The 20,622-nt window shown below is 71.0% G+C and carries 19 protein-coding genes; 8 read left to right on the forward strand and 11 right to left on the reverse strand.

The annotated features are described in order from the left end of the window. Positions 1–23 precede the first annotated feature (23 nt). Together hflX and ABZ470_RS08425 are read right to left on the reverse strand one after the other, a co-directional pair. Positions 24–1,391, reverse strand: a complete 1,368-nt coding sequence (gene hflX / locus ABZ470_RS08420) for a GTPase HflX (protein WP_352009438.1) — start codon at positions 1,389–1,391, stop codon at positions 24–26. Between the two features lie 187 nt (positions 1,392–1,578). Further along, complete coding sequence (locus ABZ470_RS08425; protein WP_362910818.1) at positions 1,579–2,286, reverse strand: DUF4097 family beta strand repeat-containing protein; 708 nt, start codon at positions 2,284–2,286, stop codon at positions 1,579–1,581. 187 nt (positions 2,287–2,473) lie between these two features. On the opposite strand from ABZ470_RS08425, the gene aceB reads away from it, so the two are divergent. The 5 genes from aceB to ABZ470_RS08450 are packed head-to-tail and all read left to right on the forward strand — an operon-like array spanning position 2,474 to position 8,872. Then, a complete protein-coding gene (gene aceB, locus ABZ470_RS08430; protein WP_352008577.1) occupies positions 2,474–4,060 on the forward strand; it encodes a malate synthase A in 1,587 nt (528 codons plus the stop codon). Positions 4,061–4,117: 57 nt separating this feature from the next. Continuing rightward, positions 4,118–5,575, forward strand: coding sequence for an FAD-linked oxidase C-terminal domain-containing protein (locus ABZ470_RS08435; RefSeq protein WP_362910822.1), 1,458 nt, complete (start codon positions 4,118–4,120; stop codon positions 5,573–5,575). Continuing rightward, entirely contained in the window at positions 5,575–6,813 is a 1,239-nt protein-coding gene (locus ABZ470_RS08440) for an FAD-binding oxidoreductase (protein ID WP_362910824.1), read from the forward strand. Before ABZ470_RS08435 ends, ABZ470_RS08440 begins: the two co-directional genes overlap by 1 nt. A gap of 1 nt (position 6,814) precedes the next feature. Continuing rightward, positions 6,815–8,044 (forward strand): heterodisulfide reductase-related iron-sulfur binding cluster, encoded by a 1,230-nt coding sequence (locus ABZ470_RS08445; protein ID WP_362910826.1) that lies wholly within the window; start codon positions 6,815–6,817, stop codon positions 8,042–8,044. Between the two features lie 45 nt (positions 8,045–8,089). Then, positions 8,090–8,872, forward strand: coding sequence for an IclR family transcriptional regulator (locus tag ABZ470_RS08450; protein ID WP_352008573.1), 783 nt, complete (start codon positions 8,090–8,092; stop codon positions 8,870–8,872). Positions 8,873–8,881: 9 nt separating this feature from the next. Here the strand turns inward: ABZ470_RS08450 and ABZ470_RS08455 are convergent, their stop codons facing one another. The 6 genes from ABZ470_RS08455 to miaA form a co-directional block, all read right to left on the reverse strand. Next, positions 8,882–9,805 carry an SPFH domain-containing protein gene (locus ABZ470_RS08455; RefSeq protein WP_352008572.1) on the reverse strand — a complete coding sequence of 308 codons (924 nt, stop codon included), beginning with the start codon at positions 9,803–9,805 and terminating at the stop codon, positions 8,882–8,884. A gap of 103 nt (positions 9,806–9,908) precedes the next feature. Continuing rightward, complete coding sequence (locus tag ABZ470_RS08460) at positions 9,909–10,580, reverse strand: HNH endonuclease family protein (RefSeq protein WP_352008571.1); 672 nt, start codon at positions 10,578–10,580, stop codon at positions 9,909–9,911. Between the two features lie 132 nt (positions 10,581–10,712). Then, complete coding sequence (locus ABZ470_RS08465; protein WP_352008570.1) at positions 10,713–11,075, reverse strand: phosphomannose isomerase type II C-terminal cupin domain; 363 nt, start codon at positions 11,073–11,075, stop codon at positions 10,713–10,715. A gap of 238 nt (positions 11,076–11,313) precedes the next feature. Further along, positions 11,314–13,602, reverse strand: a complete 2,289-nt coding sequence (locus ABZ470_RS08470) for a tetratricopeptide repeat protein (protein ID WP_362910829.1) — start codon at positions 13,600–13,602, stop codon at positions 11,314–11,316. Positions 13,603–13,724: 122 nt separating this feature from the next. After that, positions 13,725–14,531, reverse strand: coding sequence for a diaminopimelate epimerase (gene dapF, locus ABZ470_RS08475; protein WP_362910831.1), 807 nt, complete (start codon positions 14,529–14,531; stop codon positions 13,725–13,727). A gap of 20 nt (positions 14,532–14,551) precedes the next feature. Continuing rightward, entirely contained in the window at positions 14,552–15,457 is a 906-nt protein-coding gene (gene miaA, locus ABZ470_RS08480) for a tRNA (adenosine(37)-N6)-dimethylallyltransferase MiaA (RefSeq protein WP_362774574.1), read from the reverse strand. A gap of 75 nt (positions 15,458–15,532) precedes the next feature. On the opposite strand from miaA, the gene ABZ470_RS08485 reads away from it, so the two are divergent. After that, a complete protein-coding gene (locus ABZ470_RS08485; protein WP_352008566.1) occupies positions 15,533–15,814 on the forward strand; it encodes an antitoxin in 282 nt (93 codons plus the stop codon). 40 nt (positions 15,815–15,854) lie between these two features. Here ABZ470_RS08485 and ABZ470_RS08490 read toward each other — a convergent pair whose 3' ends face one another. After that, positions 15,855–16,385, reverse strand: a complete 531-nt coding sequence (locus tag ABZ470_RS08490; RefSeq protein ID WP_362910834.1) for a methylated-DNA--[protein]-cysteine S-methyltransferase — start codon at positions 16,383–16,385, stop codon at positions 15,855–15,857. 130 nt (positions 16,386–16,515) lie between these two features. Here ABZ470_RS08490 and ABZ470_RS08495 point away from each other — a divergent pair, with 130 nt between their 5' ends. After that, a complete protein-coding gene (locus ABZ470_RS08495) occupies positions 16,516–17,445 on the forward strand; it encodes a ribonuclease Z (RefSeq protein ID WP_352008564.1) in 930 nt (309 codons plus the stop codon). A gap of 7 nt (positions 17,446–17,452) precedes the next feature. On the opposite strand, the gene ABZ470_RS08500 is transcribed toward ABZ470_RS08495, so the two are convergent. Continuing rightward, entirely contained in the window at positions 17,453–18,139 is a 687-nt protein-coding gene (locus ABZ470_RS08500) for a class III extradiol dioxygenase subunit B-like domain-containing protein (RefSeq protein WP_362910836.1), read from the reverse strand. Positions 18,140–18,497: 358 nt separating this feature from the next. On the opposite strand from ABZ470_RS08500, the gene ABZ470_RS08505 reads away from it, so the two are divergent. Further along, positions 18,498–18,998 carry a hypothetical protein gene (locus tag ABZ470_RS08505; protein WP_362774562.1) on the forward strand — a complete coding sequence of 167 codons (501 nt, stop codon included), beginning with the start codon at positions 18,498–18,500 and terminating at the stop codon, positions 18,996–18,998. Positions 18,999–19,005: 7 nt separating this feature from the next. Here the strand turns inward: ABZ470_RS08505 and miaB are convergent, their stop codons facing one another. Then, a complete protein-coding gene (gene miaB / locus ABZ470_RS08510; RefSeq protein WP_362774559.1) occupies positions 19,006–20,505 on the reverse strand; it encodes a tRNA (N6-isopentenyl adenosine(37)-C2)-methylthiotransferase MiaB in 1,500 nt (499 codons plus the stop codon). Positions 20,506–20,622 lie beyond the last annotated feature (117 nt).

Raw genomic sequence — 20,622 nt, forward strand, 5'->3', positions numbered from 1 at the left:
CGGGACGGGGCTCAGGGTCTCTCTCAGACGGTCTCGACCGGCTTGGCGGTCCGCTCCAGCTCGGCGAAGAGCGAGGGCAGGACCCTGGCGTGCAGGATCGTGCCGTCACCGGTGTGCTCGATGCCCAGCACCTCGCCCTCCTTGTGCGCCCTGGAGATCAGGTCTCCCCGCTGGTACGGCACCAGCAGCCTGACCTCCTGGTCGAAACGGGGCATCTCCCGCTCGATCAGCGCCATCAGCTCGTCGATCCCGGCGCCGGTGCGGGCCGAGACCACGACGATGGGCTTCTCCCTGGCCTCCAGCTGGGCCAGCACCACGGGGTCGGCGACGTCGGCCTTGTTGACGACGACGATCTCCGGGATGTCGCGGGCGCCCTCGATCTCGGAGACCACCTCCCGCACGGCCGCCAGCTGCGACTCCGGGTCGGGGTGCGAGCCGTCGACCACGTGCAGGATCAGGTCGGCGTCGCCGATCTCCTCAAGCGTCGAGCGGAAGGCCTCGACCAGCTGGTGCGGCAGGTGCCGGACGAACCCGACGGTGTCGGCCAGCGTGAACAGCCTGCCGTCCGGCGTGTGCGCCCTGCGGACCGTCGGGTCCAGCGTGGCGAACAGGGCGTCCTCGACCAGCACACCGGCGCTGGTGAGCCGGTTCAGCAGCGAGGACTTGCCCGCGTTGGTGTATCCGGCGATGGCCACCGCGGGCACCTCGCGCGACAGCCTCCGCGCCCGCTTGGTCTCTCTGGCGGTGGTCATCTCCGCGATCTGACGGCGCAGTTTGGCCATCCGCTCGCGGATGCGCCTGCGGTCCAGTTCGATCTTGGTCTCACCGGGGCCTCGGCCGCCGATGCCAACGCCGCCCGCGGCGCGTCCGCCGACCTGGCGGGACAGGTTGCCACCCCAGCCTCGAAGGCGCGGCAGCAGGTAGTTGAGCTGGGCCAGCTCGACCTGCGCCTTGCCCTCGCGGCTCTTGGCGTGCTGGGCGAAGATGTCGAGGATCAGCATGGTCCGGTCGATGACCTTGACCTTGACGACCTCCTCAAGCTGACGGAGCTGGCCGGGGCTCAGCTCTCCGTCGCACACCACGGTGTCGGCTCCGGTCGCCGCGACGATGTCGGCGAGCTCCTGCGCCTTGCCCGAGCCGATGTAGGTGGCGGTGTCGGGCTTCTGGCGGCGCTGGATCAGCCCTTCCAGGACCTCCGACCCGGCGGTCTCGGCCAGGAGCTTCAGCTCCAGGAGGGAGTTCTCGGCGTCGGCCGCCGTGCCCGAGGTCCAGACGCCGACCAGGACGACTCGTTCAAGTCGCAGCCGGCGGTACTCGACCTCGGTGACGTCCTCAAGCTCCGTCGAGAGCCCCGCGACCCTGCGCAGTGCCTGGCGCTCTGCCAGGTCCATCTCGCCGATCTCCGGCAGGTCGTCGAATCGGTCGATCTCCAGCGGCTCACGAATGTCTATGTTGTCGCTCCGTTCAGGTGCGTGGTTCGTATGCGTCATCTCCTGGGAGAACGCCCGAACCTCGGTGTCTCTTCCCATGATGGTGCCACGCGGACGGCCGGGTATTCATCCCGTTATCCGGTGTGGCTCACACGGGCAGCACCTTGGCGTCCCCGGCGCCGGTCCGCACCGAGACGCCGTTGGGCGAGGCCGGGTCGTTGGTGACCTTGACGACCTCCTCGCCGACCCCGGTGTCCGCCGTGACGTTGTAGCTGCCCTGCGGCAGCCGTACGGTCGCGTCGCCGGTGCCGGTCTCGACCTCCACGCGGCCGGGGGCCGTGGCGAACCTGACCCTGACCTCACCCGCCCCGGTGGTCGCGACGAGGCTCTTTCCTCCCAGGTCGTTGCCCTCGATGCCGCCTGCGCCCGCGCTCGCGTTCACCTCGCCGGTCAGTGAGCGCATCGTGATGTCGCCCGCGGTCGACTCCAGGGTGACGGCGAGCCCCTTGGGGATGTCGATCCGGTAGTCGACCGAGCAGTTCGAGGAGCCCGGGCAGTCGTAGCGCAGGGTGAGCGTGCCGCCCGCGACGGGGTGCTCGGTCTTCGGGATGTTCCTGTCGTCCCCGCCCCAGTGGCGGGTCTCGGTCACCCGGACCTCCTGCTGCCCGCTCTCGGAGATCACGATGTCCCCCACCTCCGCGTACGCCTCGAGGGCGGTGACGCCGCCACCGACGGTGTAGGTGGCGACGGACTGCTTCCGGTCGCCGAAGTCGACGTTCAGCCTGCAGCCGGACAGCAGCAGGACCGCCCCGGCGAGCGCCCCCGCGGCGACCAGGTTCTTCCTCTTGGACAGCATCTCCGACCTTCCTCGTTCACCCCTGTTCGGGACATGTCCAACTCTTCCGGGAGGACGGCCCGCTCTCCATCGGGGAAGCCCCCGACAAGTCCCTCCGGGGACCCCGGTCTTTGCCCCCTGGGTGACCATCGAGTAGCGTCTATTCCACACTTCAGAAGTATTTTTCCACTCTATGGAAAGGATGCTCATGGACGGCGTTGAGATCCACGGCCCGTCGGCGGACCGGTTCGACGAGATCCTCACGCCGGAGGCGCTGGCCTTCACGGCCACACTCCAGCGAGAGTTCGGCGCCAGGCGCCTTGAGCTGCTGGGCGCCCGCCAGGCGCGCCAGGCGGAGCTGTCCGCGGGCGGCACCCTCGACTTCCTGCCGGAGACGCGGCACGTGCGCGAGTCCGAGTGGCGGGTCGCCCCGCCCGCACCCGGCCTTGAGGACCGCAGGGTGGAGATCACCGGCCCCGTCGACCGCAAGATGACGATCAACGCGCTGAACTCGGGGGCCAAGGTCTGGCTGGCGGACTTCGAGGACGCCAACGCCCCCACCTGGGAGAACACGGTCAACGGCCAGCTCAACCTGCGTGACGCGCTCGACAGGACCATCGACTTCTCCGCCGGCGGCAAGGACTACGCGCTCAGGCCCGACGAGGAACTCGCGACGATCGTGGTCCGCCCGCGTGGCTGGCACCTGGAGGAGAAACACCTCACCCTCGACGGTGAGCCGTTCTCCGGCTCGCTGGTCGACTTCGGCCTGTACTTCTTCCACTCGGCGCGGCGGCAGATCGACAAGGGCAGGGGCCCCTACTTCTACCTGCCGAAGATGGAGTCGCACCAGGAGGCCCGCCTCTGGAACGACGTCTTCGTCAGGGCCCAGGAGCTGCTCGGCATCCCGCGGGGCACGATCCGCGCGACCGTCCTGATCGAGACCTACCCGGCCGCCTTCGAGATGGAGGAGATCCTCTACGAGCTGCGCGAGCACTCCGCGGGGCTCAACGCGGGCCGCTGGGACTACCTGTTCAGCGTGATCAAGAAGTTCCGCACCCGGGGCAGGGAGTTCCTGCTGCCCGAGCGCAACGCGGTGACCATGACCGCCCCCTTCATGCGCGCCTACACCGAGCTGCTCGTGAGCACCTGCCACCGGCGCGGCGCCCACGCCATCGGCGGCATGGCCGCGTTCATCCCCTCCCGCCGTGACCCCGAGGTCAACAAGGTCGCGCTGGAGAAGGTCACCGCGGACAAGACCCGTGAGTCGGGCGACGGGTTCGACGGCTCGTGGGTGGCCCACCCCGACCTGGTCCCGGTCTGCCGCGAGGTCTTCGACTCCGTCCTCGGCGAGCGGCCCAACCAGCTCGACCGGCTGCGCGAGGACGTCTCGGTCTCGGCCGCCGACCTGCTCGCGGTCTCCAAGACCCCGGGTGAGATCACCGAGGCCGGGTTGCGCAACAACGTCGACGTGGCGCTGCGCTACCTCGCGGCCTGGATGGGCGGCCAGGGCGCGGTGGCCATCCACAACCTGATGGAGGACGCGGCGACCGCGGAGATCTCCCGTTCCCAGGTCTGGCAGTGGATCCACAACGACATCCGGCTCGCCGACACCGGTGCCCAGGTGACAAGGGAACTCGTCGAGCGGATCATCGAGGAGGAGCTCGCCGGGATCGCCGCGCAGCCCGGCTACGACGCCGAGCGCTACGCCCAGGCGACCGCCCTGTTCAAGGAGGTCGCCCTCGACGACGACTTCGCCGAGTTCCTGACGCTGCCCGCCTACGCCCGCATGCCCTGAGGCGACCGCGACCGCGGGGCCCGGGACCGGCGGGCCCCGCAGGGGAAGGGAGGCGCGATGCCGGAGAAGACCCTCGACGAACCGGTCCGGCGGTTCCTGGAGATCCTCGGCCCCGGCTCGGTGATCACCGATCCCGTACGGCTGCGCACCTACGAGTGCGACGGCCTGACCCACCATCGCGCGAGTCCCGGCGTCGTCGTGCTGCCGGAGACCGCCGAGCAGGTCGCGGCCGTGGTGCGGGTCTGCGTCCGCCACGGCGTGCCGTTCGTGGCCAGGGGCGCGGGGACCGGCCTGTCCGGCGGGGCGTTGCCGAGGGCGGACGGGGTGCTCGTCGTCACCTCCAGGATGCGGCGGATCCTGTCGGTCGACCTGCCGAACCGGCGTGCCGTCGTCGAGCCCGGGGTCACCAACCTGGCGATCACCGAGGCGGTCCGCGACCTGGGTTACTACTACGCGCCCGACCCCTCAAGCCAGCAGGTCTGCTCCATCGGCGGCAACGTCGCGGAGAACTCCGGCGGCGCCCACTGCCTGAAGTACGGCTTCACGGTCAACCACGTGCTCGCCCTGGAGGTCGTCACCCCGGACGGCGACATCGTCGAGCTGTCGAACACCGATCCCGGCTACGACCTGCTGGGTGCCTTCGTCGGCTCGGAGGGCACGCTGGGCGTCACCACCAAGGTCACCGTCCGGCTGACACGGGCCCCGCAGGCCGTGACGACGCTGCTGGCGGCCTTCGACGACGTCGAGGGGGGCGGCCGGGCGGTCTCGGCGATCATCGGCGGCGGCATCCTGCCCGCGGCGATCGAGATGATGGACGCCCTGGCGATCGAGGCCGCGGAGGCGGCGGTCGCCTGCGCCTACCCCGAGGGCGCCGGGGCCGTGCTCATCGTCGAACTGGACGGCCCCGCCCCCGAGGTCGCGCACCAGTTCGCCGAGGTGCGGCGGATCTGTGAGGAGAACGGTGCCTTCGAGCTGCGCACGGCGGCGGACCCGGCGGAGCGGGCGGCCGTCTGGAAGGGCCGCAAGTCGGCCTTCGCGGCGGTCGGCCGGATCAGCCCGGCCTACATCGTGCAGGACGGGGTGGTGCCCAGGACCGCGCTGCCGGAGGTGCTGGCTGCCATCGACCGCATCTCCCTGGAGCACGGCATCCGGGTGGCCAACGTCTTCCACGCCGGGGACGGCAACCTGCATCCGCTGGTGCTGTTCGACGACGGTGAGCCCGGGACGGCCGAGCGTGCCGAGCTGGTCTCCGGCAGGATTCTCGACCTCTGTGTCGAGCATGGCGGCTCGATCACCGGGGAACACGGCGTAGGCGTCGATAAGTCCCGATATATGACGAAAATGTTCTCTGACGAGGATCTCGCGACCATGCAGCTGGTGCGTTGTGCCTTCGACCCGGCGGGCCTGTCGAATCCGGGAAAGATCTTCCCGACCCCACGGCTGTGCGGCGAGGTCCCCGGGGTGCGCAAAGGTGCGCACCCGCTGGTCGAGTCCGGCCAGGCGGAGCAGTTCTGATGACGGCCCCGTTCGAGGCGCTGCGCGGAACGGGCGTGACGGTCCGGCCGGCAGAGCCCGGGGACGCCGTCGCCGGGGTCATGCCCCGCTGGGTCGCGCTGCCGAGGACCACCGCCGAGGTCTCCGCGCTGATGCGGGTCTCGGCCGGGCACGACCTCGCCGTCGTCCCCGCCGGGGACGGCACGAAGCTGGCCTGGGGGAACCCTCCCGAGCGTTGCGACCTGCTGCTCCGCACCGGCCGTCTGACCCTCGACGGTGAGACGACCGTCGAGCACTCCCCCGGCGACCTGGTCGTCAGGGTCTGCGCCGGCCTCCCCCTCGGCGCGCTGGCCTCCTTCCCCGGCGTCGCCCAGGAACTTGCCCTGGACAACCCGCTCGGCGCGGGAACCGTCGGCGGCACGCTCGCCACCGGCGTCGCGGGCCCCCGAAGGTTCAGGTACGGCACCGCCCGCGACCTGCTGATCGGCGTCACCGTGGTCCTGGCCGACGGCACGGCCGCGACCTCCGGCGGCCGGGTCGTCAAGAACGTCGCGGGCTACGACCTCGGCAAGCTCCTGTGCGGCTCCTACGGCACGCTCGGGGTCGTCACCGAGGCCGTCTTCCGCCTCCATCCGTCCCCGCCGGAGCGCCGCTGGATCACCGTCGGGCTCGGCCGGGAGCCGGACCCGTTCACGGCCCTCGACGGGCTCGTGGCCGACCTGACCGCCTCGCAGGCCGAACCCTGCGCCGTCGAGGTCGACTGGCCGGGAGACGGGGACGGGCCGCTCGTCACGGCCCTCGTCGAGGGGACGGCGGCCGGGGAGCGGGCGACGGCCGTACGGGAACTGGCGCGCGGACGTCCTGCGTGGACCGGGAACGGCGCGCCCGGCTGGTGGAACACCCTGCCCGGTGACCCCGGCGGGGCGCTGTGCGAGCTGCGCCTGCCTCCCGCCGAGGTCGGCCGGGCGCTGCGGGCGGTCACGGCGTGTGAGCCGTCCGCCCGGATCCGGGGCTCGGCCGCCTCGGGGGTCCTGTGGGCCGCCCCACCACCGGAGGCGCTCCCGGCGTTCGTCCCGGCCGTACGCGACCGGCTCGGCGTGCTCGGCGGCCACCTGGTCGTCCTCGCCGCGCCGTACGGACGGGACGAGAGGATCGACAGGTGGGGGCCGAGCGGCGCGCTGCCGTTGATGCGGCGGGTCAAGGAGCGGTTCGACCCGGACCGGAGGATGTCCCCCGGCCGGTTCGTCGGAGGGATCTGAGATGGACCCTGAGCTGATCGGCGACTGCGTGCACTGCGGGTTCTGCCTGCCGACGTGCCCGACCTACGTGCTGTGGGGCGAGGAGATGGACTCCCCCCGTGGCCGGATCCACCTCATGGGCCAGCACGTGGAGGGCACGCCCCTGACCCCGGAGATGGCCGGGCACTTCGACGCCTGCCTCGGGTGCATGGCGTGCGTGACGGCCTGCCCGTCCGGGGTGAGGTACGACCGGCTGATCGAACAGACCAGGGCCGAGGTCGAACGGGTCCACCGCAGGCCGCTCCAGGATCGGGTGCTGCGTGCCCTGGTCTTCCGGCTGTTCCCCTATCCCCGGCGGCTGCGGGCGATGCGGCTGCCGCTGCGGCTCACCGCGGGCGTGCGCCGCAGGCTCGCCCCGAGGCTGGGGCGGATCAGTCCGGCCCTGGCCGCGATGGCCGAGCTGGCGCCCCCGGTCCCCGCCCGGGTACGGCTGCCGCACAGGGTCAGGCCGATCGGGCCGCGCAGGGCCACGGTCGGCATGCTCACCGGTTGTGTCCAGGGCGCCTTCTTCCCCCAGGTCAACGCGGCCACCGCCAGGGTGCTGGCGATGGAGGGCTGCGAGGTGGTGATCCCGCCCGCGCAGGGCTGCTGCGGGGCCCTGTCCCTGCACTCGGGACGACAGGAACAGGCCGGACGGCTCGCGGATCGGACGATGGCGGCCTTCGAGCGCGCGGGAGTGGACACGGTCGTGGTCAACGCCGCGGGCTGCGGATCGACCATGAAGGAGTACGGCGACCTGCTCGGGCCGGAACGGGCCGGGGCCGTCAGGGTCGTGGATCTGTCGGAGTACCTCGCCGAGCTCGGCCCCGTGGCCCGGCGGCACCCGCTGCCGCTGACCGTGGCCTATCACGACGCCTGTCATCTGGCGCACGCCCAGGGAATCCGTGCCCAGCCCAGGGCGCTGCTGTCGGCCGTGCCCGGGCTCAGGCTGGTGGAGATCGCCGAATCGTCCATCTGCTGTGGCTCCGCGGGGACCTACAATCTCCTGCAGCCCGAGGCCGCGCGCGACCTCGGCGACCGCAAGGCGGAACGGGTGCTGGCCACCGGCGCCGACCTGCTGGTCTCGGCCAACCCCGGCTGCACCCTGCAGATCACCTCGGCCGTCCGCCGCCGCGGCATGGACCCGATCCCTGTCGCGCACGTCGCCCAGGTGCTTGACGCCTCCCTGCGCGGACTGGACCGGGCGTGGTGAACGCGGGAACAAGGAACAGGAACGGACCGCATGGACAAAACGGATATGAGCGACGCACGACACGGAGCCGCCGCCCCGGCCTCCCCGGGCGGCACCGTGCAGTCGGTCGACCGGGCGCTCGACGTGCTTGAGGCGCTCGCCGAACGGGGCGGGGAGGCCGGGCTCTCCGAGATCGCGGCCGGGACCGGCCTGCCGTACGGGACGATCCACCGGTTGCTGCGCACCCTGCTGGCGCGCGGTTACGTACGTCAGGAGTCCGACCGCCGCTACGCGCTCGGCGGTGCCCTGGTACGGCTCGGCGGGGTCGCCGAGCGCATGGTCGCGACGCTGGCGCAGCCGTATCTCACGAGGATGGTCGAACTGTCCGGTGAGACGGCCAACCTGGCGGTGCTCGAAGGTGACTTCGTCGTCTACGTCGCCCAGGTGCCCTCTCCCCGGAGGCTGCGGATGTTCGCCGAGGTCGGCAGGCGGGTGCTGCCGCACAGCACGGCGGTGGGGAAGGTCCTGATGGCCGACCGCGCCGACGACGAGGTGGCGGCGCTGGTCGGGCGCACCGGCATGCCCAGGCGCACCGCCAACACGGTCGTCGACCTGCCCGGCATGCTGGAGGAGCTGCGGCGGGTGCGTGAGCGGGGCTACGCCATGGACCTGGGCGAGGAGGAACTCGGCGTGCACTGCCTGGCCGTCGGGGTACGCGACGGCTCGCGCACGGTCGCCGCGATGTCGATCTCCGGCCCGGCCGGGCGGATCGAGGCGCTCGACCGGGAGGAGCTCGCGGAGGGCATGCGGGGGATCGCCCGCGACTTCGGCACCGCGCTGGGCGCGTGACCCCGCCGGTTACCGGGCGGGCGGGGTGATGTTGAGGTTGCTGCCCTGGGGAACCGGGACCACCGAGACCTGGCCCTTCTGGATGGCCTGCCAGAGCACGGCGCCCTGCGGCCCCAGGACCTTGACGAGGTCCTTGATGGACTCCATCTCGGTGCGGACCTTCGCGTTGCGCTGCGCCTGGGCGATGTTCTCGGTCTTGGCGGCCTGCTCGTCGGCCAGGGCGTTCACCAGCGCCTCGGGCGGCTCGGGCTTCTGGATGGTCAGGGAGATGTCACCGCACTGACCGCTGCCGGTGTAGTTGGGGTTGCAGAAGTAGTCGGCGCCGCCCGTCTCCTCGATGAACTGCCTGGCCAGCACACCGACCCTGGCCTCCCAGGCCTGCTTCACCTTCGGGTCGTTGAACAGTCCCCGCCACTCGAACTCCTGGGAGGCGGCGTCCATCGCACGGTCGAGCGGCACCCGCATGTACAGGTTGAGCATCCGCCCCCAGCCCTCGGACTGGCCGTCCTCGTAGTAGGCGCGGAACTTCAGCCCGATCTTCTCGTGGAAGCGCTGCAGCGTCTTGCACTCGGTGTTGAGCGTGAACGTCGCGACCCCGGACACCGTCATCTCGACGTTGTCCTTGGACACGACGGACAACGGCTTGGACTCGGCGTCCTTGGCCTCGGAGAAGTCGAAGGTCCGCTGCCCGAACGGGTAGGAGTAGGGGGTGTCGCCGGGGCCGAGCAGCGTCGCGCCGCTCGATGGGTTGATACAACGCTCGAACTTGATCGGCTCGAAGAGGCCGCCGGCGTAGTGCAGGACCATCTCGTCGGGCTGGGTGCTCACCCGTGAGCAGCCGCTGAGGATCACCGCGCACACCACCAGCAGGGGCACCGCGATCAGGTAGATCCGCAGCGACCTCCGTTTGCCGACCGGTCCCTTAGTGCCCATCGCCCATCCTTTACGTCCGCCTTATATCCATTTGTCAAAGGCGGATCCTATTACCGTCACATCACGAGCGAGCGACGTGACCGGATGCGACCGTGGGCGCCCGTCAGCAGGAGTTGAGGATCTTCCGCATGGCGTCCTTCTCCGCGGACGTCACCCACAGACCGTACTTGGCCTTCACCTGGATCTGGCGTGAGACATAGGTGCACCGGTAGGCGCCGCGCGGCGGGAGCCAGGTGGCCGCGTCACCGGCGCCCTTCTGACTGTTCAGCGGCCCGTCGACGGCCAGCAGGTTCAGCGGGTCGTTGGCCAGTTCCTTGCGCTTGTTCTCCGGCCACTGCTGCGCGCCCTTCTGCCAGGCGTCGGCCAGCGCGACCACATGGTCGATCTGCACCGCGGAGCTGGTCTTCTGGCCGCGCTCGAACCTGATGGTCTTGCCGCTGTAGGGGTCGTCGAGGACCCCGGTCAGCACGATGCAGTCGTGAGTGCCCGACTTGAAGGTCTCGTCCTTCAGGTCGCGCTTGAGGATGTCGTTGCGGGTGTCACAGCCGTTGTGGTCGACGTCGGACCAGGCGGGGCCGAACTCCCCGCGGTCGAAACCGGTCATCGGGGCACGCCCCTTGACCTGCAGCCTGTCCAGCTCGCCGAGGGCCTCGGCGGCGGACTTCCCCTGGACGGCCGACGACCCCCCGCCCGCCTGCCCGGTGAGACCGCATCCCGCCAGAGTGAACGCGACCGCCGCGGCGACCGCTCCCCGACCAAGCGCCGACCGCAGCATGGCACCCCTTATGACGAATTACGACTTCAGCGATGACGAAGCGGCCAACTACCCGCATCCACCGTCATCAATCATAAGGTCACACGCCGTAACCCTCATTACCTGTTTCAGGACGCGATGGTAAGTAACCCCTCAGACGCGACCGTAGGAGTCCTCAAGCCGCTCGATGTCGTCCTCGTCGAAGTATCCGAAGGCGATCTCCAGGATCCGGGTCGCCTTGCCCGACGAGCTGAGCCGGTGGGTCTGCCCCGCCCTGATGAGCACCCGGTCGCCGACGGCGGGCTCGATCCGCTCACCGTCGATCTCGAACACCGCGCCGGGGTCGAGGGCGACCCAGAGCTCGTCACGGTGCTCGTGCCGCTGCAGGCTGAGCCGCTGCCCCGGCGCCACTTCGATGATCTTCACCGTGGACGTCTCGTTGAGTGTGTACCGTTCGAAAGCACCCCACGGGCGCTCGTCCCGGATCACCGCGCCGAGCCGGTCGATGTCCTGCAAGATGCCTCCATCCACTCACCTGAGTACAGGAACTGTGACATGTCCACGTAACGAGCGCGCATGTTCCATGAAACTGGATGCTTAACTCAGGTGAGACGATTACCTCACGTTACGAGAATTCACCGGGATCACCGCACTCGCCACGCGGAACCCGCCGCCACGGCCTCGCGACCCACGGGCAGGGAGTACGTGCCCGCCCGGAGGAGATGGCTCCGGGCGGGCACGGATACGGGCACGGCTACAGGCCGTACTCCTTGACGATGCGCTCGTGCCGCTCGACCTCGACGTCGACGGCCTTGGCGAGGTCGAGCCAGGCCAGCGGATGCACCCAGCGCTCGGTGGCGTCGTCGAGCACCGCGTCGAGCTCGACCGGCGTGACGTCCGGCGGGATCGCGATCCAGCCGAAGACGCCGGGCAGCCGCTCGCCGGAGGTCGGGTGCGCGACCGTGTAGCTGTCGTCGCTGTAGACCCACATCGGCCAGCCGCGCTCGGCCATGACCTCGTTGAACTCGGTCCAGTCGGCCTCGCTCGGAGCGGCGCCGTCGAAGAACCAGCTGGTGTACCCACCCGGGCGGAGCATGCTGACCGCGGCGAACGGCGGGATGAAGCCCTCCTGCTCCTCCTGGCTCTCCGGGATCGGCTCCAGCAGCTGCGGGTCGAAGACGACCAGGTCACCGGCGTTGTAGTCCATGCCGGTCGGCTGCGGGATGGCCAGCCTGGCCGTGGCGGGGCCGGTGCGCAGGCTGATGACCACGCGCTGGCTGCCGTCGGGAGCGGGCAGGACGATGCGCACCAGGCCCATCTCCTCCTCGATCGGCCCCTCCGTCGACTGCAGCGGCATGCCGAGCTTGGTGGTGCCCGCGCGGACGGTCTCCCAGTCCTCGGCGGCCGTGGCCATGGTGATCATCCGCCAGATGTCCTCCGGCTCGATCTCCTCCGAGTCGAGCGCGTCACGCAGGATCGCGGCGCCCTTGGCGTTGTCGCCGCTCTGCTGCACGGCGGCGGCCCACAGACGGCTCGCCTCGATGCCCGCGCCCGCGGCGACGGCGGCCTCGCCCTCGGCGGCGGCCTGCTCCCAGCGCTCCCGCGCGCGGTGCAGACGGCCCAGGGACAGGTGACGCTGAGCCTCGGGAAGCCGCTGCGCCATCTGTTCGAGACGCTCGTCCTGACGGGCCTCGATCAGCAGACCGGTGAGGTAGGAGACGTCCTGCTGGTCGGCGGTCTCGATGTCGCCCGACTCGACCAGCATGGTCCAGTAGATGTCGGCGCCCCTGGCCGGGTAGCCGAGGAAGCCCAGCGTGGTGGTGTGCCTGCGGGTGGCGGGCAGGTCACGGCCGGAGAGCGGGGCCAGCCAGCCGACCCAGCGCTCGGGGTCGGCGTTGAAGCCGTCGGCCGCGTCGAAGTACTCGACCAGCTCAGCCTCGGGACCCGGCGCCTCCGGCTCGACGACCGCGTCCGCGGCGGTGCGCAGCGCGGCGATCCGCTCGGCGATGCTCCCGGCGGCGTCCCCGGCGGACTTCAGCTCGCCCACTGCGGACTCGGCGATGTCGGCCAGCTGCCTGGCCTGCCAGACGCTCTGCCTGCTCACCGCCAGGTCCCCGGCGACCAGCGCCAGCTCGACCCGCGTGCGGTAGCCGCCCATCATGGCGAAGTAGTCGATCCACTGCTTGAGCACCCGGCCGAGCTGCCAGGTGTTGGTGATCTTCGCGAATCCGGCGAGCTCACGGATGGCCCGCGCCCACTCGGCCCAAACCCGCGGGTGGTCGCCGACCACGTCCAGGTCGGGCAGCGCGTCGACGGACTCCTGCGGCTTGCCGAGCACGGCGAGCACGAGCGAGCGCAGCACGCCCTCGCGATGCTCCTTGGCCACGGGGTCGTCGGGCTTGAACCCGGTCGCCGCGTCGAGCGCGGTGAGCGCGTCCTGGGCGCGCCCCGCGGCCAGCAGGGCGCGGGCGGAGGCGGCACCGAGCTCCCAGCTCGCCTGCCTGTCGGCGGCGCCGAGCCTGCCGACCGCGGACTCGGCGTAGGTGACCGCCTCCTCGGCGCGGCCCGCGTCCAGCAGAGCCGAGACGTACTGCTCCGCGACGGAGGAGAAGGCCAGCGAGTCCGGCTCGACCCCGAGGGCGCCGAGGGCGGCCAGCCGCTCGTCGGCGTAGCCGGGACCGTCGGTGTTCGCCTGGGTGAGGGCCAGCGCCGTCACGGCCCCGGGCGCTCCGGGGCAGTCACGGATGTCCTCCCGCTGGGCGAGCTCGACCAGCGTCTCGGCGTCGGCGAGGGCGACGGCCCCCTGGGCGCGGTCGCCGACGCGGCCGATCAGGTGCCAGTAGCGGGCGTAGAACTCCAGCCAGGGCAGCCCCAGGTTCTGCGCCTGCTGTGCGATGGCCGGCGCGAGCACGTCGAGCTGCGCGTACCGGCCCTCCAGCGCCTGCGCGGGCACGTCGCCGATCGCCATGGCCAGGCCGGTGTTCCCGGCTTCGTGCAGTTGCCGCTGGGTGTCGCCCACCCAGGCCCAGATGTCCACGTCCATGGGACGTCAGTCTGCCAGGTCGGCGACCATGCCCCAAACGACTGCGCCATCCCGATTGGCCACGTGATTCACCCGGTTCGGTGGAGTTCGCCGCGCCGGGCCGTGAGAGCGCTCCCGCGAGCTCACAGGTTCAGCTCCCCCGAGGCGACCATCACGGCGGGCCCGGCCAGGTAACTGGTGTCCTCTTCGAGGGTGACGGTCACCGTGCCGCCGAGCACCTCGACCGCCCAGGTGCCCGTGTTCTCCCCTGCCAGCCGGGCCGCGGCGACGGCCGAGGCGACTGCGCCGGTCCCGCAGGAACGCGTCTCGCCGGAGCCCCGCTCGAAGACCCGCATCACCACGCGGCGCTCCCCGACCGGGTTGAGCAGCTCGATGTTCACCCCCTCGGGGAACACGGCGGGGTCGAAGCCGGGCTGACGGGACAGGTCGAGCTGGGCGACCGGGTCGCCGATGACACATGCCAGGTGGGGGTTGCCCATGTCGACGTGGAGCCCCTCGTAGCGCTTTCCCGAGACGGTCGTCGCGCTCTCGCCGAACGTCTTCGGCCGCCCCATCTCCACGGTCACGTCGCCGGTCTCGGCCAGCCGTACGCGCTTGACGCCTCCCCTGGTGGCGACCTCGAACTCGCCGGCGTCCGCCAGGCACGAGTCGACCAGGTAGCGGGCGAAGACCCGCACACCGTTGCCGCACATCTGCGCGACGCTGCCGTCGGCGTTGCGGTAGTCCATGAACCACTCGGCCCGGCCCGCCTGGTCGGCGACCTCTGGACTGAGCTTGGTGGGCATCACGTGCAGCACTCCGTCCGCCCCGATCCCCGCGCGCCGGTCGCACACCGCGGCGACGAACGCCGCGGAGAGCTCCAGCTCGCCGTCGAGGTCGGGGATGATCACGAAGTCGTTCTCTGTGCCGTGGCCCTTGACGAATCGCATGTTCCAACTCTATCGGCGCCCTACCGGGGTATCAGCGCGAGCGCCCTGCCCAGCAGATCGGGCTCCTGCTGGGGCAGCCAGAGCACCCGCGGGTCGCGCCGGAACCACGACTCCTGACGGCGGACGAACCTGCGGGTGGCCCGGATCGTCTCCTGTTTCGCCTGCTCCTCGGTCCACTCGCCGTCCAGGAAGCGCAGAACCTGGGCGTAGCCGAGCGCGCGGCTGGCCGTGCGGCCCTCGGCGAGGCCGTGCGCGGCCAGCCGTCCGACCTCCTCCACCAGCCCGGCCTCCCACATCCGCTCGACCCGTACGGCGACCCGCTCGTCGAGGACCTCCCTGGGCACCTCGACCCCCAGCTGGACGCTGTGGTAGATCGCGTCGTAGGAGGGCATGGTGGCCGAGAACGGTCTCCCGGACAGTTCGATGACCTCCAGCGCGCGGACGATCCTGCGGCCGTTTCCCGGCAGGATCGCCCCGGCGGCCTTCGGGTCGAGCTCGCGGAGCCGTTCGTACAGGGGAGCGGTTCCCACGCGTTCGAGCTCGGCCTCCAGCCTGGCGCGGATGCCGGGATCGGTGCCGGGGAACTCCAGGTCGTCGAGCGCGGCCCGCACGTAGAGCCCCGACCCCCCGGCCAGGATGGGCACGACCCCCCTGGCAAGCATGTCGTCGATCAGCGGCCTGGCCAGCGACTGGTACTCCGCGACGCTCGCGGTCCTGGTCACCTCCCAGATGTCGAGCAGGTGGTGCGGGACCCCGCGCCGTTCCCCGAGGGTCAGCTTGGCCGTCCCGATGTCCATTCCCCGGTAGAACTGCATGGAGTCGGTGTTGATCACCTCACCTCCCAGTTCGAGGGCGAGGTCGACGGCGAGGTCGGACTTGCCCGCGGCGGTGGGACCCACGACGGCGATGACTGGTAGCTGGCGCACGGTGATAAGTGTGTCAACTCCCTGGGTATGCATGGGATGACGATGATTCGTCACATCGGATCGGGGGATTCACCCATGTCGATCTTCGACAAGGTCAAGAGCATGCTCGGCGACCACAGCGCCAAGGCCGAGGAACTCGCCAAGCAGGGCGTGGACCAGGCGGCGCGGATGGCCAAGGAGAAGACGGGCGGCAAGTACGACCGGCACATCGACACCGCGGCCGCCAAGGCGAAGGAGATGGCCGACAGAATCGACGAACCGGACGGCACACCACGGCCTCCCGGGCAGGACGCCTCCCCGGGGTACCCGGGTCAGGGCCGCTCCGACGAGGGCAGGATCGACCCGCCCGCCGTCTGACGGGTTCCAGGCTCGGTGGGCGCGGAGGTGAGAGGGCCTTTCAGTCCCAGTCGAGGGTCGGCTGCAGATAGCCCTCAAGGGTGAGCAGCCAGCGCTTGGACTCCACGCCCTCTCCCCCGCTGAACCCGCCGAGCCCGTTTCCCGCGACCACCCGGTGGCAGGGGACGATGATCGGGATGGGGTTGGCCCCCATGATCGACCCGATGGCCCTCGCCGGGACACCCGTGCCACTGCGCGTGGCCAGCTCGCCGTACGTCACGGCTCTGCCGTAGCCGACCGTCTCGTACAGCGTGCCGAGCACCCTGCGCTGGACAGGCGAGGTCAGCCGCCAGTCGACGGGGACGCGGAAGGTCCGCAGTCTGCCCGCGTAGTACTCGGCGAGCTCGCCGAGCACCGCAGCCGTCCTGTCCTGGTCGTCGGCCTCGGCCAGGCCGAGGCCCGCCAGCATGCGTGCCCTGAGGTTCCCGCTACGGTGGGTCCAGCCGACCCCGGCGACCCCGTCCTCGGTGACGGCGGCGAGCATCTCCCCCAGGGGCGTCTGGACAGTCCCGAACGCCACGGTTGCCGCCATGTGTCCCCCTTGTGAGTGCGTCCCCGGTCCCCGCCGACCGCGGCAGGTAACGGCATTCTTCATGAAAGAGCGCCGCATGGAGCCGTATTCCCCACCGATGATCGCGATCAACAGGCCCTAGCATCGGCTCGTGTCCCATCGCGAACTCGTCGTCCTCGGCACCTCAAGCGCGGTTCCCACCCGGCACCGCAACCACAACGGCTACCTCCTGCGCTGGGACGGCCAGGGCTTCCTGTTCGACCCCGGGGAGGGCACCCAGCGTCAGATGCTGTACGCGGGAGTCGGCTCGCACGACGTCACCTGGATCTGCGTCACGCACTTCCACGGTGACCACTGCCTGGGGGTCCCCGGCATCGTCCAGCGCATCGCCAGGGACGGGGTCGCCCACCGGGTCTCGGCGGTCTTCCCCGCGAGCGGGGAGGTCTACTGGCGGCGCCTGCGTCACGCCACCGCCTTCGCCGACACCTCGGTCATCGCCGAACACCCCGTCTCCGGGGACGAGACGCGCCTCGACGCGGGGCCGGTGACCCTCACCGCCCGCCCGCTGTCCCATCCCGTGGACTCCTACGGCTACCGTCTCGACGAGCCGGACGGCCACCGGATGGTTCCCGAACTACTGGCTGCGCGAGGTCTTCACGGCCCCGCGATCGGGGAGTTGCAGCGCACGGGCACGGTCGTCGCCCCCGACGGCACGACGGTCGGGCTCGCGGAGTGCTCAAGGCCACGCCCCGGTCAGAGCGCCGCCTTCGTGATGGACACCCGGCTGTGCGACGGGGTGTTCGCCCTCGCGGAGGGGGTCGACCTGCTGGTGGTCGAGTCCACGTTCCTCTCCGGGGAGGCCGCGCTCGCCTCCCGTTACGGCCATCTGACCGCGGAGCAGGCCGGCCTGGTCGCCGCTGAGTCCGGGGTGCGCCGTCTCGTCCTGACGCACCTGTCGGAACGCTACGGAGCCGGCGACGAGCCCCGCTTCCTCGACGAGGCCCGGCGTCACTTCGGCGGCGACGTCGTCCTGGCACACGACCTGGAACGGATCGCCGTGCCCCACCGCGTCGTGGGCTGACGACCCCTCAGGGGACCGTGGAGGCCCTGGACGCGAGGGCGGCGACGAAGTAGCCGACCCCGTAGGGGGCGTCGGCGTAAAGGACCCTCCCGTCGAGGCGACCGCCCGCCCCCGCCAGGACCCGTAGCGCGGCCCTGCCCTGGACCCACAGCTCCTCGGCCTGTCCCCGGTCGAGCTCCGGTACCTCGCCCCGCCCCAGCGCCTCGACGATCTCCGCGTCGTACGGCAGCGCCCGCGGGTCCAGATACCCCGGTGACTTCTCGGTCAGCCGGGCGGAGCCGTCGGCCATGACCAGCAGCGCGACCCTGTCGTGCTCCTCGGCCAGCCGCGCCCCCAGCCGCGCGCACTCCTCCTCGGAGGCGTCGAACGGCACGGCGTGGAAGGCGGTCGCGGCCATCCCCTCCCGGTCGAGCAGCCACCGGCCCGCCGTCAGGGAGAGCGGCAGCACGGGCTGCCCGGTGCCGACCAGGACGTCGGCCCCCCAGGGGGCCAGGCTTCCCGCGGCGTGCGGGCCGTACGCCCCGGCGCGGGTCGCGCCGCCGACCACCAGGACCGCCTCGGGCCCGGCCTCGCGCAGGCCGCCGACCGCGACCGCGCAGGCGTCCCTCAGCCCGTCGAGCTCGGTGGCGGCCTCACCGGCCAGCTCGGGGAACAGCAACGGAGGATGCGGGCAGACCGCCGCGGCGACAAGCACCTCGTCAGAGTAACGGAGCGCTTTGACCGTCCCGCACTCCTCCGGTCTCGGAGACAACGCTGCGGTTCTCACATTTTCCCGATTTTTCACCCTGTTGCCTTGTATAGGGCGCGCAAAATGGATCGATCCATATTTGCCGTTTCGCCCGCGCCGGGTTTCCACGCCCATCGGGAAGCCTGTCCGGGGAAAGAGCCGGAAATACCTGTTCTCCAGGGAAAACACGCACAGGACCTCTGGGTGGCGCGCCAAACTGGACGGAACACGAAACGTCCCCCAGTCTCCGACGCCCCCGAACGCTCCGGGCTCCTGCGGCCCTCAGGGTTCCCGGGCTCTTCGGCCCTCAGGAAGGAAGTGCGGCTTGTCATACTCCGGGAGGGCGCCGTACGCGTGGCCGTACGCCCTGGCGAGCGTGGTCGTGGCCGCCGGGGTGGCGGGGATCAGCGTCGCGATCGTCACCGGCTCGCCCGAGCCTCCCGTCCCCGGGCCGGACCCCGGCCTCACCCGGGTCGTCACGCGGACGCCGGTGGCCGCGCCGTACCCTCCGCCGCTTCCCCCTGGGCCCGCGGCCGTGCTCGTGCCGCCGGTGGCCCGTAAGACGGGACACCGGGCGGAGCGCCTGCCCGCGCACCTGCCCGCGCGTCCGCACCTGCGGCCGCCCGCGCATCCGCAGGGGCGCACCGTGTGGGGTCGTACGCACCCGGCTCCGCGTCAGCTCCCGCGGCACCCGAAGGTCAAGAAACCGATCAGACGGCCCGAGGCCCCCGCGAGGAAGCCCAGGCGGCAGAGCTTCTGCGACATGCTGGACGGCATCCGCCGCGCCTACTGCGACGCCGTGCTCGACGGCCTTGAGGGCCGCTGAACGGCGTTCAGGAACGGACGGAGCAGCCGGAGTCCTGGACCATGGGGGCGGCGGGACGGCCGATCGACGGCATGCCGAGCATGACGCCGGAGCCACCGGTCGCCGCAGCGCCCTGCCTGGCCTGCCAGGCGTCCCCCGCGCGGGTACGGCGCAGTTCGAGAGCGGGCCCGTCGGCCACCAGGTGGTGCGGCGCGGCGTAGGTGACCTCGACGCGGACCATGTCACCGGGCCTGGGCGTCTCGTCCCCCGGGGTGAAGTGGACCAGGCGGTTGTCGGGGGCGCGGCCGGACAGGCGGTTGGTCGCCTCGTCCTTGCGGCCCTCGCCCTCGGCGACCAGCACCTCCAGCGTCCGGCCGACCTGCTTGCGGTTCTCCTCCCAGGAGATCTCGTTCTGCAGGGCCACGAGACGCTCGTAGCGCTCCTGCACGACCTCCTTGGGCACCTGCCCGTCCATGGTCGCCGCGGGCGTGCCCGGACGGATGGAGTACTGGAAGGTGAAGGCGTTGGCGAAGCGGGAACGGCGCACGACCTCCAGGGTCTCCTGGAAGTCCTCCTCGGTCTCGCCGGGGAAGCCGACGATGATGTCGGTGGAGATGGCCGCGTCGGGCATGGCGGCGCGGACCCGCTCGATGATGCCCAGGTAGCGCTCGGCCCGGTAGGAGCGGCGCATGGCCTTCAGGACCCGGTCGGAGCCGGACTGCAGGGGCATGTGGAGCTGGTGCATCACGTTGGGCGTCTCGGCCATGGCCGCGATGACGTCGTCGGTGAACGCGGCCGGGTGCGGGCTGGTGAAACGGACCCGCTCCAGGCCCTCGACGTCGCCACAGGCCCTCAGGAGCTTGCCGAAGGCCAGCTTGTCGCCGAACTCGACGCCGTAGGTGTTGACGTTCTGACCGAGCAGGGTGATCTCCAGCACCCCCTGGCCGACGAGGGTCCGCACCTCGCTGAGGACGTCGCCGGGACGGCGGTCCTTCTCCTTGCCGCGCAGCGAGGGCACGATGCAGAAGGTGCAGGTGTTGTTGCACCCGACGGAGATCGAGACCCAGGCGGCGTAGGCCGACTCGCGCTTGGTCGGCAGCGTGCTCGGGAAGGTCTCCAGCGACTCCTTGATCTCGACCTGCGCCTCCTGCTGGACGCGCGCCCGCTCAAGCAGCACCGGCAGCGAGCCGATGTTGTGCGTGCCGAAGACCACGTCGACCCAGGGCGCCCTGCGGACGATCTCCCCCTGGTCCTTCTGCGCCAGGCAGCCACCGACGGCGATCTGCATGCCGGGGTTGCCGACCTTCGAGGGGCGCAGGTGCCCGAGGTTGCCGTAGAGCCGGTTGTCGGCGTTCTCTCGCACGGCGCAGGTGTTGAACACGACCACGTCGGCGACCTGCCCCTCGGGCACGGGGACGTAGCCCGCGTCCTCAAGAAGGCCGGAAAGGCGCTCGGAGTCGTGCACGTTCATCTGGCACCCGTAGGTACGAACCTCGTACGTGCGGGCGCTCTCCACGGTGGCAGTCATCTCAAGACAAGGGTAGGCGCTCCGCCGACCCCAAGGTACGGCCCGAGCCGCCCCGCCTCCCCATGGGCACCGCGCCGGGGATCACCGGGCAGGATCCCGCCGAACCACTCGAACAGC

Source organism: Streptosporangium sp. NPDC020072 (assembly GCF_040631445.1).
Taxonomy (GTDB): Bacteria; Actinomycetota; Actinomycetes; order Streptosporangiales; family Streptosporangiaceae; genus Streptosporangium.

What these genes read in the sequence shown, in the direction of transcription:
- dapF (WP_362910831.1), bottom strand. Translation starts at nt 14,531, where the DNA reads ATGCGATTCGTCAAGGGCCACGGCACAGAGAACGACTTCGTGATCATC.
- ABZ470_RS08445 (WP_362910826.1), top strand. Translation starts at nt 6,815, where the DNA reads ATGGACCCTGAGCTGATCGGCGACTGCGTGCACTGCGGGTTCTGCCTG.
- ABZ470_RS08460 (WP_352008571.1), bottom strand. Translation starts at nt 10,580, where the DNA reads ATGCTGCGGTCGGCGCTTGGTCGGGGAGCGGTCGCCGCGGCGGTCGCG.
- ABZ470_RS08470 (WP_362910829.1), bottom strand. Translation starts at nt 13,602, where the DNA reads ATGGACGTGGACATCTGGGCCTGGGTGGGCGACACCCAGCGGCAACTG.
- hflX (WP_352009438.1), bottom strand. Translation starts at nt 1,391, where the DNA reads ATGGACCTGGCAGAGCGCCAGGCACTGCGCAGGGTCGCGGGGCTCTCG.
- ABZ470_RS08490 (WP_362910834.1), bottom strand. Translation starts at nt 16,385, where the DNA reads ATGGCGGCAACCGTGGCGTTCGGGACTGTCCAGACGCCCCTGGGGGAG.
- ABZ470_RS08485 (WP_352008566.1), top strand. Translation starts at nt 15,533, where the DNA reads ATGTCGATCTTCGACAAGGTCAAGAGCATGCTCGGCGACCACAGCGCC.
- ABZ470_RS08440 (WP_362910824.1), top strand. Translation starts at nt 5,575, where the DNA reads ATGACGGCCCCGTTCGAGGCGCTGCGCGGAACGGGCGTGACGGTCCGG.
- ABZ470_RS08435 (WP_362910822.1), top strand. Translation starts at nt 4,118, where the DNA reads ATGCCGGAGAAGACCCTCGACGAACCGGTCCGGCGGTTCCTGGAGATC.
- aceB (WP_352008577.1), top strand. Translation starts at nt 2,474, where the DNA reads ATGGACGGCGTTGAGATCCACGGCCCGTCGGCGGACCGGTTCGACGAG.
- miaB (WP_362774559.1), bottom strand. Translation starts at nt 20,505, where the DNA reads ATGACTGCCACCGTGGAGAGCGCCCGCACGTACGAGGTTCGTACCTAC.
- ABZ470_RS08425 (WP_362910818.1), bottom strand. Translation starts at nt 2,286, where the DNA reads ATGCTGTCCAAGAGGAAGAACCTGGTCGCCGCGGGGGCGCTCGCCGGG.
- ABZ470_RS08455 (WP_352008572.1), bottom strand. Translation starts at nt 9,805, where the DNA reads ATGGGCACTAAGGGACCGGTCGGCAAACGGAGGTCGCTGCGGATCTAC.
- ABZ470_RS08450 (WP_352008573.1), top strand. Translation starts at nt 8,090, where the DNA reads ATGAGCGACGCACGACACGGAGCCGCCGCCCCGGCCTCCCCGGGCGGC.